Annotated in this window: 17 protein-coding genes and 1 tRNA gene; 4 read left to right on the top strand and 14 right to left on the bottom strand. The window is 67.5% G+C overall.

Annotation, left to right across the window (positions count from 1 at the left end):
* Positions 1 to 3: 3 nt before the first annotated feature.
* From gmk to V7672_RS03990, 11 genes are all read right to left on the bottom strand, one after another.
* Positions 4 to 645, bottom strand: coding sequence for a guanylate kinase (gene gmk, locus V7672_RS04040; RefSeq protein ID WP_335623414.1), 642 nt, complete (start codon positions 643 to 645; stop codon positions 4 to 6).
* Positions 635 to 1,522, bottom strand: a complete 888-nt coding sequence (locus tag V7672_RS04035; RefSeq protein ID WP_335623413.1) for a YicC/YloC family endoribonuclease — start codon at positions 1,520 to 1,522, stop codon at positions 635 to 637. Before V7672_RS04035 ends, gmk begins: the two co-directional genes overlap by 11 nt.
* Entirely contained in the window at positions 1,519 to 2,625 is a 1,107-nt protein-coding gene (mltG, locus tag V7672_RS04030; RefSeq protein ID WP_335623412.1) for an endolytic transglycosylase MltG, read from the bottom strand. Before mltG ends, V7672_RS04035 begins: the two co-directional genes overlap by 4 nt.
* Position 2,626: 1 nt before the next feature.
* Positions 2,627 to 3,907 (bottom strand): beta-ketoacyl-ACP synthase II, encoded by a 1,281-nt coding sequence (fabF, locus tag V7672_RS04025; RefSeq protein ID WP_335623411.1) that lies wholly within the window; start codon positions 3,905 to 3,907, stop codon positions 2,627 to 2,629.
* Between the two features lie 107 nt (positions 3,908 to 4,014).
* A complete protein-coding gene (locus V7672_RS04020; protein WP_092312098.1) occupies positions 4,015 to 4,254 on the bottom strand; it encodes an acyl carrier protein in 240 nt (79 codons plus the stop codon).
* Between the two features lie 181 nt (positions 4,255 to 4,435).
* Positions 4,436 to 5,176, bottom strand: a complete 741-nt coding sequence (gene fabG, locus V7672_RS04015) for a 3-oxoacyl-[acyl-carrier-protein] reductase (protein ID WP_335623410.1) — start codon at positions 5,174 to 5,176, stop codon at positions 4,436 to 4,438.
* 32 nt (positions 5,177 to 5,208) lie between these two features.
* Entirely contained in the window at positions 5,209 to 5,823 is a 615-nt protein-coding gene (locus tag V7672_RS04010) for a hypothetical protein (RefSeq protein WP_335623409.1), read from the bottom strand.
* Positions 5,824 to 5,826: 3 nt separating this feature from the next.
* Entirely contained in the window at positions 5,827 to 6,777 is a 951-nt protein-coding gene (gene fabD / locus V7672_RS04005) for an ACP S-malonyltransferase (protein WP_335623408.1), read from the bottom strand.
* An 81-nt stretch (positions 6,778 to 6,858) separates the two neighbouring features.
* Complete coding sequence (locus V7672_RS04000) at positions 6,859 to 8,133, bottom strand: Nramp family divalent metal transporter (RefSeq protein ID WP_335623407.1); 1,275 nt, start codon at positions 8,131 to 8,133, stop codon at positions 6,859 to 6,861.
* A complete protein-coding gene (locus tag V7672_RS03995) occupies positions 8,130 to 8,645 on the bottom strand; it encodes a DUF2059 domain-containing protein (RefSeq protein WP_335623406.1) in 516 nt (171 codons plus the stop codon). The genes V7672_RS04000 and V7672_RS03995 overlap by 4 nt, the downstream gene beginning before the upstream one ends.
* A 55-nt stretch (positions 8,646 to 8,700) precedes the next feature.
* Positions 8,701 to 9,054, bottom strand: a complete 354-nt coding sequence (locus V7672_RS03990; protein ID WP_335623405.1) for a phage holin family protein — start codon at positions 9,052 to 9,054, stop codon at positions 8,701 to 8,703.
* 123 nt (positions 9,055 to 9,177) lie between these two features.
* Between V7672_RS03990 and V7672_RS03985 the strand changes: the two genes are divergently transcribed.
* From V7672_RS03985 to V7672_RS03975, 3 genes are all read left to right on the top strand, one after another.
* On the top strand, positions 9,178 to 9,621 hold the full coding sequence (locus V7672_RS03985) for an HIT family protein (protein WP_335623404.1): 444 nt from the start codon (positions 9,178 to 9,180) through the stop codon (positions 9,619 to 9,621).
* Between the two features lie 64 nt (positions 9,622 to 9,685).
* Positions 9,686 to 9,761: transfer RNA gene (locus V7672_RS03980), tRNA-Thr, on the top strand.
* 26 nt (positions 9,762 to 9,787) lie between these two features.
* Positions 9,788 to 10,414: a TetR/AcrR family transcriptional regulator gene (locus V7672_RS03975; protein WP_335623403.1), complete on the top strand. Its 627-nt coding sequence runs from the start codon at positions 9,788 to 9,790 to the stop codon at positions 10,412 to 10,414.
* Here V7672_RS03975 and V7672_RS03970 read toward each other — a convergent pair.
* Genes V7672_RS03970 through V7672_RS03960 form a run of 3 tightly spaced genes read right to left on the bottom strand, consistent with a single transcriptional unit; the run spans position 10,401 to position 13,207 of the window.
* The gene (locus V7672_RS03970; RefSeq protein WP_335623402.1) at positions 10,401 to 11,060 is read right to left on the bottom strand and encodes a prepilin peptidase; all 660 of its coding nucleotides are present in this window, start codon (positions 11,058 to 11,060) and stop codon (positions 10,401 to 10,403) included. The genes V7672_RS03975 and V7672_RS03970 overlap by 14 nt on opposite strands.
* A gap of 12 nt (positions 11,061 to 11,072) precedes the next feature.
* Entirely contained in the window at positions 11,073 to 12,920 is a 1,848-nt protein-coding gene (gene feoB / locus V7672_RS03965) for a ferrous iron transporter B (RefSeq protein WP_335623401.1), read from the bottom strand.
* Between the two features lie 8 nt (positions 12,921 to 12,928).
* Positions 12,929 to 13,207, bottom strand: a complete 279-nt coding sequence (locus V7672_RS03960; protein WP_335623400.1) for a FeoA family protein — start codon at positions 13,205 to 13,207, stop codon at positions 12,929 to 12,931.
* Positions 13,208 to 13,375: 168 nt separating this feature from the next.
* Here V7672_RS03960 and V7672_RS03955 point away from each other — a divergent pair, with 168 nt between their 5' ends.
* A complete protein-coding gene (locus V7672_RS03955) occupies positions 13,376 to 13,861 on the top strand; it encodes a c-type cytochrome (protein WP_335623399.1) in 486 nt (161 codons plus the stop codon).
* The last annotated feature ends 2 nt before the right edge of the window (positions 13,862 to 13,863 follow it).

Here is a 13,863-nt window from a genome sequence, read left to right as displayed (position 1 = left end):
GCGTCAGACCCTCTCGTTCAGCAAGGCCTGCTGGTAGCCCTGGACCCAGAGATTACGAAACCGGCGCGACCGCTCCGCATGATAGATGTGGGCCAGTTCCGCATAGGAGCGGTCGAAGTCGTCATTGACCAGCACATAGTCGAACTCGTCGGCGTGTTCGATCTCGCCCTTGGCATTGCGGATGCGGCGGTCGATCACGTCTTCGGCGTCCTGCGACCGGGTCACCAGTCGGCGGCGCAATTCCTCGAGGCTGGGCGGCAGGATGAAAACGCGCACGGCGTCCTCCTTGCAGCGGCGGGCCACCTCGCGGGCGCCCTGCCAGTCGATGTCGAACAGGACGTCGCGGCCCTCGGCCAGCGCCCGGTCGACCGGCGCGCGCGGCGAGCCGTAGAGATTACCGTGCACATTGGCCCATTCCAGAAAGGCATCAGCGTCGATCAGGCGCTGAAACTCGGCCTCGTCGACAAAGTGATAGTCCCGTCCCGGCTGCTCCCCCGGGCGGACCGGGCGCGTCGTCATACTGACCGACAGCTCCAGACCCCCGTGATCGGCCATCAGGCGCCGGCACAGCGACGTCTTGCCCGCACCCGACGGACTGGCCACGATCAGCAGGACGCCCCGGCGGGGCATACGGTCATTCGACATTCTGAACCTGTTCACGCAACTGATCGATCGTGGCCTTCAACGCCAGGCCGACGCGAGTCAACTCCACCGTCGCCGATTTGGAGCACAGGGTGTTGGCCTCCCTCATGAACTCCTGCATCAGGAAATCCAGTTTCCGCCCGGCCGGGGGCTGCCCCAGCAGCTGACGGCCACTGTCCAGATGGGCCCGCAGCCGGTCCAGCTCCTCACGCACATCGGCACGCGCGGCCAGCGCTGCCGCCTCGATGACGATCTTGTCCTGGAGGCCCGGCGTGTCCGGCGCCAGTTCCGCCATGCGTCGGGTGAACCGTTCCCGCACCGCCTCGGTCTGGGCGGCGGCCTCGGTCTCGGCCTGCTCAACCCCCACGGCAATCTGGTCGAGGAAGTCGACGATCAGCGTCGCCAGCTGTCCACCCTCGACCTTGCGCGCCGCAACCATTGCCCCCAGCGCCTGATCGATACTGGCACCGATGGCCGCCTCAAGCGCGGCCTTCTGTTCTTCGCTGTCGGCCTCCTCCGGGCGGTCCAGCACCCCACGCAGGGCCAGCAGGCCATCGGCGCGCGGGCGCTCCGCTCCGCGCTCGACCAGGTCCAGCGACAGGGAGAGGTAGCGATCCAGCAGCGCCTGATCCACGGCGATCTCGGTGGCCGGATCGGCCTCTCGCCGTGCCTGCACCCCGACCGTCACCTGGCCCCGGTTCATCAGGGCCTGGGCCCGCGCCTTGGTCAGGCGCTCCAGCCCGTCGAGGCCGGGGGGGCCACGAAAGCGCACCTCCAGGCCCCGTCCATTGACCGAGCGCGCCTCGACCGTCCAGACCCAGCCGTCCAGTGCACCGTCTGCCCGGCCAAAGCCGGTCATGCCCGACAGGGTACCGGTCATTCCGGCGTCACCCCGCGCGGCAGGATAGTGATCTCGGCTCCGGTCTCGGGGGCCGGCTCGTCCTGCAGCGGCACCTCGACCGGGGGCAGGCCCTGTTGCTGGCGCTCGATGGCCCGCCAGCGCGCGACATTCTGCTGATGCTCGGCATAGGTCGAGGCAAAGGCATGCCCACCCGAGCCGTCGGCCACGAAGAACAGGGCGTCGGATCGCGGCGGGTTCAGCACGGCGGCAATGGCCTCACGCCCCGGATTGGCAATCGGCGTCGGCGGCAGGCCATCGATCTGATAGGTATTCCACCGGGTCTGGCGGTCCAGCTCCGAGCGACGGATTCCCCGGCCCAGCGGTCGTCCCTGGGTGATGCCATAGATGATGGTCGGATCGCTCTCCAGCCGCATGCCCAGCCGGATCCGGTTCGAGAAGACCGAGGCGACCATCGGCCGTTCCTCGGCCACGGCGGTTTCCTTTTCGACGATGGAGGCCAGGATCACCGCCTCTTCCGGCGAGCTCACCACGGTGTTCGGACTGCGCTGGGCCCACAGTTCGGCCAGGTTCCGGTCGTGCGCGCCCTGCATCCGGGCGATCACCGAGGCGCGGCTCTCGCCCCGCGTGATTTCATAGGTATCGGGCCACAGCGTGCCCTCCTCGGGGATCTCGATCTCACCCGTCAGGATGTCCTCGGCCATCAGGATGTCGAAGGCCTGGGCCGACGACCAGCCCTCGGGCAGGGTCACGTAATGTCGCACCACCCTTCCATCGACCAGCAGGCTGATGACCGAGCGCAACGACGCCCCGGACGGTACCTCATACTCGCCCGCGCGCAGCTTGCGGTCCGATCCGGTGAGGGTCACCGCCGCCTTGAACATGTCGGTCGAGCGGATCACCCCGGCCTGTTTCAGCGACGCCCCGATGGCCGAGACCCCCGCCCCGCTGGGCAGGACCACGATGGTCGTATCGCCCTGACGCGCCTCGGGCCCGGGGGCGTAGAACACGCTCCAGCCCCAGACCAGCGCCCCGATCAGGAACAGGCTGAAGGTCGCGGAGGCCGCCAGCAGGGCTGCCCCCAGCGGACGCTTCGAGTCGGACGGCACCCCCCTGCCCGCCACTCTAGTCGACCTTCTTCAGGATCAGGCTGGCATTGGTGCCGCCGAAGCCGAAGCTGTTCGACATCGCCACATCGATCTTCATCGGCTTGGCCGTGTGCGGCACCAGATCGATGGCCGTCTCGCGCTCGGGATTGTCCAGATTGATGGTCGGCGGCGCGATCTGGTCGCGGATGGCCAGAACGGTGAACACCGCCTCGATGGCGCCGGCCGCCCCCAGCAGGTGACCGGTCATCGACTTGGTCGAGGACATGGCGACCGTCGAGGCCGCATCGCCCACCAGCCGCTCGACCGCGCCCAGCTCGATCCAGTCGGCCATGGTCGAGGTGCCGTGAGCGTTCACATAGTCGATGTCGCCCGGCTGGATCCCGGCCCGCTTCACCGCCGCGGCCATGGCGCGATAGGCGCCGTCGCCGTCCTCGGAGGGCGCGGTGATGTGATAGGCGTCGCCGCTCATGCCGTAGCCGACCACCTCGGCATAGATTTTCGCGCCGCGTGCCTTGGCGTGCTCATATTCCTCCAGCACCACCACCCCGGCGCCCTCGCCCATGACAAAGCCTGCATGGTCCTTGTCATAGGGACGGCTGGCCTTCTCCGGCGTGTCGTTGAAGTCGGTGCACAGCGCCTTGCAGGCCAGGAAGCCCGCGATGCCGATGGGCACGATCGAGCTTTCCGCCCCGCCGGCGACCATCACATCGGCGTCGTCCAGCGCGATCATCCGGGCCGCGTCGCCGATGGCGTGCACGCCCGAGGCGCAGGCCGTGACCACGGCGTGGTTCGGGCCCTTGAGGCCATGCCGGATCGAGATCTGCCCGGACGCCAGATTGATCAGGGCCGAGGGGATGAAGAAGGGGCTGATCCGGCGCGGACCCTTGGCCTCCAGCTCCAGCGAGGTCTCGGCAATGGGGCCCAGCCCGCCGATGCCCGAGCCCATCATCACGCCGGTGCGCTCGCGGTCGTGGTCGCTCTCGGGTTTCCAGCCGGCATCGGCCAGGGCCTCGTCGGCGGCAGCAATGCCGTACAGGATGAAGTTGTCGACGCGCTTGCGGTCCTTGGGCGACATGATGCTGTCGGGATCGAACACGCCGGGGTCCCCGGGCTTGCCGCCGCCGCGACCGTCGACGCTCGGCAGTTCGCCCGCAATGGTGCAGCCCCAGCCCTCGGTATCAAAGGCCGTGATCGGGCGAATGCCGGACCGACCGGCCAGAATACCCGTCCAGTTATGCTCGACGCCCGTCCCCAGAGGGGTCAGAAGGCCCAGTCCCGTCACCACGACACGACGCATCTTGGCGGCTCCTTATCGATTCCACTGTGGCCACAAACACTAATGGCCGCCGGGCGGGCCCGCTAGGGGCACACCGCGGCGGCCATCGGGCCGGTTTCAGCCGGGCATCAGCCCGCCAGTTTCTCGTCGATGAACTTCACCGCATCGCCGACCGTCTGGATGTGCTCGGCGGCATCATCCGGGATCTCGATGTCGAATTCTTCCTCGAAGGCCATGACCAGTTCGACGTTGTCGAGCGAGTCGGCGCCCAGGTCGTCGATGAAGCTGGCCTTTTCGGTGACCTTGTCGGGATCAGCGTCCAGGTGGTCGATGACGATCTTGCGGACGCGTTCCAGAGTGTCGGACATGGGTATCTCTGCCTTGATAAGCCGCTGAATGCGGCAGTTGTCTTACATGCCTGCCGTATGACGGCGAAGTCGCCGACGCAAGCCTGAACCAGACTCGCCGCCGCCGTGTGCCCCTGCCCTTTAGCACAGTCGCTCGCTGGGGAAAGGGGCGGTTACGGGGTTTGATGCCGAACCTGTCGGCTCAGATCATCGCCATGCCGCCGTTCACATGCAGGGTCTGGCCCGTGACATAGGCGGCTTCGTCCGAGGACAGATAGACGGCGGCGGCGGCGATCTCGTCGCCCGTGCCCAGCCGGCCGGCGGGGATGTTCTTCAGAATGGTCTCGCGCTGCTGATCGTTCAGCACATCGGTCATCGGGCTGGCGATGAAGCCCGGCGCGATACAATTGACCGTGATCCCGCGCGAGCCGACCTCCTGCGCCAGCGACTTGGAAAAGCCGATCATGCCGGCCTTGGACGCGGCATAGTTGGTCTGGCCCGGATTGCCGGTCACCCCGACCACCGAGGTCACCCCGATGATCCGGCCCGACCGACGCTTCATCATGCCCTTCATGGCCGCGCGCGACAGGCGGAAATAGCTTTCCAGATTGACCTTGATGACGTCGGAGAAATCCTCGTCCTTCATCCGCATCAACAGGCCGTCCTTGGTGATGCCGGCATTGGCGACCAGGATGGCGAGCGGCGCGCCGGCGGCTTCCTCGGCCCGCCCGATCAGGCCGTCCACCGACTCCGCATCCGACAGGTTGGCGGCCGCAACAAAGGCGCGCTCGCCCATCTCTTTCGCCAGATCGGCCAGCACCGCCTCGCGCGTGCCCGATAGCACGACGGTCGCACCCTGCGCATGGAGGGCGCGAGCGATGGCCCCGCCGATCCCGCCCGTGGCGCCGGTCACGAGGGCGGTTTTTCCTGAAAGGTTGAACATGGGTGTCTCTCCGAAGTCAGTAGGGGCAGTGCCTAGGACAGGCGCTCGAAGGTCGGGGATTCCGAACAGTTCCGCGTCATGCCGACGCCGGATTGCCAGCGAATAGTCGCTGCAGGTCGCGCGACGCGGGCTTCCCCGACCAGTCCGGGGTGGGCCAGACGCGCCTCGGCAAAGGACTCGAGCAGCATGCTATCCGTCACCGGCTCGGGACGCGGCACCGCCGCATTGGTCATCCAGTACGGCAGGGTGCTGACAATGGTCACTTCGCCGGAGCGCAATGTGAAGACGGGACCGCCCGTCGGCATGCAGGTCCAGAAGCTGTTGCCCGGCGTCATCAACAGGCTGACCAGCGCATAATCGCCGGCCGCGACCTCTCGTACGCTGAAGTACACGGGGCCGTCCGAGTTGAACTGACTCCCGTTGAAACCGCCGGTGCCGAATCCCTGATAGTCGGCCAGAAACGCGTTGGTCCCGAGATCCACGCGCCGAAAGCCGGTGTTGGCCGCGAAGCTGTATTTCGGTCCCGCCACCACCAGCAAGGCCGTCTGCGACTGCGGCGAAAAGCTTGTCGGCGTCGCCCCCGAGTTGGCGCAGGCGGATAGCCCGAGCATCAGGGATACAGCGATCAGAAGGGTCGACAGGCGCATGGGTCAGCCTTCAAGCGACTTCGCGAACGCCTCGAGATCTTCCGGCGCGTTCAGGGCCAGGCTTTCGGCCTCCGGGGCAATGCGTTTGGCCATGCCGGTCAGCACCTTGCCCGAGCCGATCTCCGCAAAGCGCGTCACGCCGCCTTCGCCGGCCATCCATTCCATCGACTCGCGCCAGCGCACCCGGCCGGTGACCTGTTCGACCAGCAGGCGACGGATCGCCTCGGGATCGGTCTCGGGCCGGGCCGTGACATTGGCGACCACGGGCACGACCGGCGCGACAATCTTGGCATCGGCCAGGGCATCGGCCATCTCATCGGCGGCCGACTGCATCAGCGGACAGTGGAACGGCGCCGAGACGTTCAGCGGAATGGCGCGCGCGCCCAGTTCCTTGGCCTTTTCGATGGCGCGATCGACTGCGGCCTTGTCGCCGGAGATCACGATATTGCCGGCGTTGTTGTCATTAGCGACGACACAGACCCCGACTTCCGAGCCCGCCGCCGCGGCTGCCTCGGCCAGAGCCAGATCCGTCCTGGGGCCGATCAGCGAGGCCATGGCCCCCTTGCCGACCGGCACGGCGCGCTGCATCGCCTGGCCGCGCAGCTTCAGCAGGCGGGCCGTGTCGGCCAGGCTGATCGCGCCCGCGGCGCACAGGGCCGAATATTCGCCCAGCGAATGTCCCGCGACATAGCCCGCCTTCGACATATCGATCCCGAACTCGACCTTCAGCACCCGGGCGACCGCCACCGACACCGCCATCAGGGCCGGCTGGGCATTTTCGGTCAGGGTCAGCTGGTCCTCCGGGCCCTCACGCATCAGCATGGACAGGCGCTGGCCCAGCGCTTCATCGACCTCGTCGAAGACCTCGCGCGCGCTGGCAAAGGCCCCGGCCAGGCTGCCGCCCATGCCGACGGCCTGGCTGCCCTGTCCGGGAAAAAGAAAGGCGAGGGTCATGTCAAAAGCGTCCGTCGTTTCAGTGATTCCGCGCGCCGAGGGGTAGGCCAAGCCTGCCGCGACGGCAAGCCGGGGGCGTTCTCAGCCGGCGATGATCTCATACAGCTGCTGGCCCGCCAGCACCGCGAACAGCAGGGCCGCAAGCCCCAGTGCCCCGTTCGACAGCCAGCCGCTGCGCCAGTCCGCCGGCTGATCCCGGCCGTTCAACAACCACATCAGCGTCCCGGCCAGAAACGGCATGAACAGACTGCCCAGCACCCCATAGGCCACGATCAGACCGAACGGCCGGTCGATGAACAGCAGCGCCATCGGGGGAAAGGTCAGCCACAACAGATAGGCGCGAAACGCCGGCGACTTCGATCCCGTCATGGTCGGATCGCCGACCCGCCCTGCGGCGTGCGCCACGAAGTCCGCGACCATCAAACTGACCCCCTGCCAGACCCCGATCAGGCTCGAGAAGGTGGTGGCCAGAAAGCCCACGAGAAACAGGATGGCAATCGGCTGGCCGAACCGCTCCCGCAGCACATCCGACAGGTTCAGCAGGCCGCGATCCCCGCTGGCCAGGGCGATCCCCGCCGCGTGCAACAGCTCGGCCCCGACGATCAGCATGGCCACCACGAAGATGCCGGTCATCCCGTAGGCGATGCGGTTGTCCCACCGCATGATCGGCATGAACTCAGGACCCTTCCAGCCCTTGGCCGTCAGCCAGTATCCATAGGCCGCCATGGTGATCGTGCCCCCCACGCCGCCGATCAGGCCCAGGGTGTAGAAGCCGGACCCTTCGGGCAGCGTCGGCCAGACGCCGGTGATCAGGCGCGGCAGGTCCGGCGTGACCAGCACCGCCAGGCCGACGACGGTCACGAACATGATGGCGACCAGCCCGGTCATGATCTTCTCGAACAGGCCATAGCTGCCCAGCCAGACCAGGATCAGGCCGATCACACCCGTGATCATTCCCCAGCTCTTCAGGTCCAGCACCGGGAACAGCGCCGTCAGCGGCAGGCCGGTCGCCGTCATGGCGCTGGCGCCGTACACAAAGCCCCAGATGATGGCGTAGATGCCGAAATAGAGGCCAGCCCAGTTCAGCGTCCCGCCGCCCGGCACCTTCACCCCCGGCCCCGGCAATCTCGCCCAGCCGTCGAAAAGGGTCCGCCCCGACGCCAGCGTCCAGCGGCCGACGCCCTCGGCCAGGGCGATCTTCAACAGCGTCCCGACCAGCGCCGCCCACAGCAGCAGATAGCCGAACCGGCCACCCGCGATCAGGGTCGCCAGCAGGTCCCCGGCGCCGATGCCCGTCGCTGCAACGACGATCCCCGGTCCGACCAGCGACAGCCGGGGCTTCACGGGTGCGGTCAACGCACCCCTGCCAGGAATTCCGCCGGGTCACAGTCCATTTGACGACAGACGCTGACGGCCACGTCCTCCATGAAACCGGGCAGCAGGTCCATGGATATCCGCTGGGCGTCGATACCCAGCGTCACACTCTTCTTCAGGACGGATGCCCCTTCGGGCGTCCCGTAAAAGTCGAGCATGGCCTCCAGCTCACCGACGGTAAAATTCTCGGCATACAGCGGCACCATGGCGTCAATCACATTGCCCATATAGGCGGGCAAGGCTTCACGGATACTGGTCATCATCACCGATTTGAACAGGGCGCGCTCTTCGGGCGACAGGTCTGCGCTTTCCTCTGCGATGACTTCAGGCAACGTCAAAAGGACGGCCTCCATCGCTTCGCCGGGATCGATCAAGGCCACGACCTGTCGGGCCAGCGCCTCACGGTGCGCATAGTCTTCCGCCGGCGCACCCTGGGCAAAGGCAGGCCCTGCGAGAACAAGGGCCATCACCAGCCCGGCCAGATATCGGATCATTGCGTCCTCCGCCTATGCCCCGCCTTGATGGCCCGTCCCGGCAGGCGTGGCAAGCTCAGCCCCGGGCTTCGTCCGGGATAAAGGCCCCCGCGATCCAGCTGACAATGCCGGTCACAATGGCCGCGCCGATGCCGGGCCACAGGCCGTCGACGACAAACCCGCCCAGAAACATCGATGTCAGGCCGATCATCGCCGCATTCACCACCAGCAGGAACAGCCCCAGGGTGATCACCGTGATGGGGAAGGTCACGACGACCAGAATGGGCCTGACGAAGGCGTTGACGATCCCGAGGATGATGGCCGCCGCGATCAGCGACCCGGTCGACAGAAACTCAACGCCCGCGATCAGAAAGTCCGCCAGCCACAGGCCGACCATCGTCACCAGGGCCTGAACAATGAAGCGCACCATGACGCCGTCTCCTCTCCTGCAGGTCTTGAACCACACCCTCCGCCACAGCGCATCAGCCGGTCAATGGCTCCCGTGCCCTGACCGACATGTTAGGCTGTCCCGATTCAAACCGGAGAGCGCCGCATGAGCCTGCATGGCCCCTATGACCCCGACAATATCTTTGCCCGCATCCTGCGCGGCGACATCCCCTCGGTGACGGTCTGGGAAGACGACCATGTGCGCGTCTTCATGGACGTCTTCCCCCAGTCCGAGGGCCATATGCTGGTGATCTCGAAGACCTCCCAGGCCCGCAACCTGCTCGAGGTCGATCCCGACACCCTGAACCACATCATGCGCGCCGTTCACCGCATCGCCCGCGCCGCGGAGAAGGCCCTGAAGCCCGAGGGTCTCAGCATCATGCAGTTCAATGGCGAGGCCGGGGGCCAGACGGTCTTTCACCTGCATTTTCACATCATCCCGCGCTGGTCGGATCGGCCGATGAAGGGCCATGGCCACGCCCCCATGGCCGAGAGCGACCACCTACGCGCCTTGGCCGACAAGGTCGCCGCCGCCCTCGAACCGACATAGGGGCATTACGCAGGTGCACACAGCCCCTTGCACAGGCGACGCCGCCTGCGCATAACCGCCCGGCGCCGGTTTAGCTCAGCTGGTAGAGCAGCGGTTTTGTAAACCGAAGGTCGCGGGTTCGATTCCTGCAACCGGCACCATTTCCCGTCCCCTCCCCCGGGGTTTCATGGCCGACGCCGTCAACAAGCTGGGACACAGGATCGGCGCGCGCGGCGGTCGCACCCGTTCGGCCATTCTGGAGGCCCTGCGCGGCCTGTTGGCCACCCGGCACCTCGGCGAGATCCGTATCGCCGAGGTGGCCCAGTCGGCGGGAACGTCCGCCCCCACCTTCTACACCTATTTCGATACCCTCGACGAAGCCCTGCTGGCCCTCTGCGACGAGGTCGCCAGCGACTGGCAGGGACTGGCCCATCATGTCGAGGCCGACTGGTCCGCCGGTCAGGGCCTGACCCACGCCCGCGCCCTCATCACCCATATGCTGGACCTGTGGTCCCGACACGGCGCCATCATCCGCGTCGAGCAGATGATGGCCGATCGCGGCGATCCCGCCTTTGTCGAGGCTCGCGTAAAGCGCCTGCGCCGACTGCATCTGGCGCTGGAGCGGCGCATCGCCCAGGCGGCCAGTTCCGGCCTGCACCCGGACGGCTACGACCCGCGCCTCGCCTCCTATGAGGTCGCCAATATCGCCGAGTCCGCGGCCGCCAGTTTCAACCTTCTGAAACGCGCCGACAGCGACCGGGCCATCATCGAGACAACGGCGCTCATCCTCGTCCGCCTGATCACCGGCCGCTGATCGCCAGTCCCAGCGGGCCGTACAGCCAGGTCAGCCAGATGCCGATGGCCAGGAGCACCCCGAACGGCAGGGCATCCTGACCGCTGACCGCCTTGCCTGTCACCCGCCGCGCGATCACCAGACTGAGCCCCGCCAGCCCGGCCCACAGCATGACGCTGGCCAGACCCATCCAGCCGACCCAGGCCCCGGCCCCGGCCATCAGGAACGGGTCGCCGCCGCCCAGCCCCTCCCGGCCGCGCAGACGCCGGTACAGCCAGCCCAGCCCCCACAGCAGCCCGAACCCCGCCGCCGCCCCGATGGCGCGCGCCATCAGACTGCCCGGCTCCAGCCACCACGCCGCGAACAGCCCCGTCACCACCAGCGGCCAGGTCAGCACATCCGGAAGCCAGAAATTCTCGCCGTCCACGACCGCCAGCATCAGCAGCTGCCAGGCCAGCAGCGCGCTGACCGCCGCGAACAATACGGTTGGCGATGCGAGCGCGGCCCATACGCCAAGGCCGCCGGCCATCAGGCTCAGCGCCCCATCCCGTTTCAGGCTGGGCGCCCGCGCCACCTCTCCGTCCAGCGCCGCCAGCCACAGGCTCAGCCGCGACACCGCCAGACCGACGATCAGACCCCCTGCTCCGATCCCGACCGTCGCCAGCATGTCCGCTCCGTCTCAGCCGAGGCCGAACGCCACGGCCAGCCGATAGACCACAAAGGCCGCCAGATAGGCCAGGGCGAACATATAGACGACCATGACCCACATCCACATCCACGAGTTGGTCTCGCGCTTGACCACGCCCAGCGTCGCCACGCACTGCGGCGCGAACACATACCAGGCCAGGAAGGCCAGCCCCGTCGCCAGCGACCACTGCAACGACAGCACACCGGCCAGGGTGCCGACCGCGCTCTCGGCATCGGCCACGGCATAGACGGTGCCCAGCGCGGCCACCGCCACCTCGCGCGCCGCCATACCCGGGACCAGCGCCACCACCATTTGCCAGTTGAAGCCGATCGGCGCGAAAATCGGCTCCAGCGCCCGGCCGATCATCCCGGCGAAACTGTAGTCGATCGCCGCGCCCGTCGCGTCGGGCGGCGGTCCGGGGAAGGTCGACAGCGCCCACACCACCACCATCAGCGGCAGGATGATCCGGCCGGCCCGCTCGAGGAAAATCCGCGCCCGCTGCCACAGGTTGAGCGCCACACTGCCCGGGTCCGGCATCTTGTAGGCCGGCAACTCCATCATGAAGGGCTCGAACGCCCCCCTCCAGAAGATCTTGCGGATCACGAACGACACCACCAGAGCGCTGATGATCCCCGCCGCGTACAGGCCGAACATCACCAGCCCCTGCAGCTCGACCCAGCCCCAGACCGTCTCGCGTGGGATGAAGGCGGCGATGATCAGAGTGTAAACCGGAATGCGCGCCGAACAGGTCATCAGCGGCGCCACCATGATGGTCGTCAGCCGGTCCCGCTTCGAGTCGATCACCCGCGCCGACATGACGCCGGGAATGGCGCAGGCAAAGCTGGACAGCAGCGGAATGAAGGCTCGCCCGTGCAGACCCGCCCCGCCCATGATGCGGTCCATCAGAAAGGCGGCCCGCGCCATATAGCCGAAGTCTTCCAGCAACAGGATGAACAGGAACAGCACCAGAATCTGCGGCAGGAACACCAGCACACTGCCCACGCCGGCAATCAGCCCGTCGACCACCAGGCTCTGCAGCAGACCGTCGGGCATGATCCCCGCGACCCAGCCGCCCAGCGCGCCCAGCCCCATGTCGATGGCGTCCATCCCGGGCGCGGCCCAGCTGAAGACCGCCTGGAACATCACGAACAACAGGGTCAGCAGAATCAGCAGCCCCGCAACCGGGTGCAGCAACACGCTGTCGATCTTGCCGGTCAGGGTGTCGGGCCGTTCGGGCGGCTGCACATGCGCCGACAGGATACGGCTGGCCTCGCGGTGCGCCGCGCGGATCTCGGCGACATCCGGTTCGTGCCAGGTCGAGGGCCGGGCTGCGGTCGAGGCCAGCACGCCCTGCACGGTGGCCAGCAGCTCATCCAGCCCGCGCTTGCGCGTCGCCACCGTCGTCACGACCGGCATGCCGAGGGCCTGCGACAGACCCTCCAGGTCGATCCGCAGGCCCTGACGCTCGGCGATATCATACATGTTCAGCGCCATGACCGCCGGCAGCCCGACCGCCTTGATCTCCAGCGCCAGCCGCAGCACCAGCCGCAGATTGGTGGCATCGGCCACCACCACCAGCACATCGGGCACATCCTCGGGCCGGCGCCCCAGCACCACATCGCGGGTGATCACCTCATCGGGGCTGCGCGCCCGCAGCGAATAGGTCCCCGGCAGGTCCAGCACCGTCATCGGCGTGCCGTCCGGGGCCTTGATGGCGCCGGCCTTCCGCTCGACCGTCACCCCGGCATAGTTGGCAACCTTCTGCCGGCTGCCCGTCAGGGCGTTGAACAGGGCCGTCTTGCCGCTGTTCGGGTTGCCGACCAGGGCAACCGTCATCATCGACGCGCTCATGCTGCGGTGTCCGCCCCGTCCAGCTGCAGACTCAGGCCCCGCACCTCGTGCCGCCGCAGCGCGATCCGCATGCCCTCGACGTTCAGCACGACCGGGTCACGGCCGACCGGCCCCTCGTGGATCATCTGCACCCGCGCGCCCTCGACCAGACCGAATTCCAGCAGGCGTCGCTCCAGCTCCAGCGCATCGGCGGGATTGTCCTCGATCGCCTCGACGGCGTGAACCCGGCCCTCCTGACCCCGGCGGGCCCGGCTCAGCTTGATGATCTCGATCATGGAAACTCGAACTGCCGTTGCGGGTCGGACGGAAAATGTCGGGGCACAACCGTCCGCTTACGGCGCGCCTTCCAGTTGACAGTGATTATCAGGTGCTGCCCCGCGTCGTCCAGTCCGCTTGTCGATTTCCACGGCTCGACCTATGCCGGACCCAACACGGAGCTCCTGATGATCCTCTCCCCGCCCCCCCGCGTCGTCAGCCTCGCCCTCATGGCCCTCGCCGTCGCGGCCTGTGGCGAGTCGTCGGGCCCGGCGACACCGAAAGCGCCGCCGCCCGCGGCGCTGACCGCCGAACAGATCGGCGTGGCCCTCACCGCCCTGCCCGCCCCCTACAACGAGGCGGATTACGAGAATGGCCGACGCGCCTTCGCCCGCTGCCGCGCCTGCCACACGGTCACCCCGGGCGGCCCCAATATGACCGGACCCAACCTTTACGGCCTGTTCGGTCGCCCCGCCGGTCGGCATGACGGCTACAACTACTCAAAGGCCCTGCAGGCCGCAGACTTCACCTGGGATGCCGAGCGGCTCGACCAGTGGCTGGCCAACCCGCGCACCTACCTGCCCGGCAACAAGATGAGCTTCGCCGGCGTGCCCGACAATCAGGACCGCCGCGACCTGATCGCCTGGCTGAAGATCGAGACCTCGCCGCGCTAGGC

It is taken from the genome of Brevundimonas sp. (genome assembly GCF_036963785.1).
In the GTDB taxonomy this organism is placed as follows: domain Bacteria; phylum Pseudomonadota; class Alphaproteobacteria; order Caulobacterales; family Caulobacteraceae; genus Brevundimonas.
This window is presented reverse-complemented; position numbering and strand designations above follow the sequence as displayed.

Coding starts and splice junctions, on each gene's coding strand:
- gmk (WP_335623414.1), bottom strand. CDS start 645: ATGTCGAATGACCGTATGCCCCGCCGGGGCGTCCTGCTGATCGTGGCC.
- V7672_RS04035 (WP_335623413.1), bottom strand. CDS start 1,522: ATGACCGGTACCCTGTCGGGCATGACCGGCTTTGGCCGGGCAGACGGT.
- fabF (WP_335623411.1), bottom strand. CDS start 3,907: ATGCGTCGTGTCGTGGTGACGGGACTGGGCCTTCTGACCCCTCTGGGG.
- V7672_RS04020 (WP_092312098.1), bottom strand. CDS start 4,254: ATGTCCGACACTCTGGAACGCGTCCGCAAGATCGTCATCGACCACCTG.
- fabG (WP_335623410.1), bottom strand. CDS start 5,176: ATGTTCAACCTTTCAGGAAAAACCGCCCTCGTGACCGGCGCCACGGGC.
- V7672_RS04010 (WP_335623409.1), bottom strand. CDS start 5,823: ATGCGCCTGTCGACCCTTCTGATCGCTGTATCCCTGATGCTCGGGCTA.
- fabD (WP_335623408.1), bottom strand. CDS start 6,777: ATGACCCTCGCCTTTCTTTTTCCCGGACAGGGCAGCCAGGCCGTCGGC.
- V7672_RS03995 (WP_335623406.1), bottom strand. CDS start 8,645: ATGATCCGATATCTGGCCGGGCTGGTGATGGCCCTTGTTCTCGCAGGG.
- V7672_RS03990 (WP_335623405.1), bottom strand. CDS start 9,054: ATGGTGCGCTTCATTGTTCAGGCCCTGGTGACGATGGTCGGCCTGTGG.
- V7672_RS03985 (WP_335623404.1), top strand. CDS start 9,178: ATGAGCCTGCATGGCCCCTATGACCCCGACAATATCTTTGCCCGCATC.
- V7672_RS03975 (WP_335623403.1), top strand. CDS start 9,788: ATGGCCGACGCCGTCAACAAGCTGGGACACAGGATCGGCGCGCGCGGC.
- V7672_RS03970 (WP_335623402.1), bottom strand. CDS start 11,060: ATGCTGGCGACGGTCGGGATCGGAGCAGGGGGTCTGATCGTCGGTCTG.
- feoB (WP_335623401.1), bottom strand. CDS start 12,920: ATGATGACGGTTGCCCTGGTCGGCAACCCGAACAGCGGCAAGACGGCC.
- V7672_RS03960 (WP_335623400.1), bottom strand. CDS start 13,207: ATGATCGAGATCATCAAGCTGAGCCGGGCCCGCCGGGGTCAGGAGGGC.
- V7672_RS03955 (WP_335623399.1), top strand. CDS start 13,376: ATGATCCTCTCCCCGCCCCCCCGCGTCGTCAGCCTCGCCCTCATGGCC.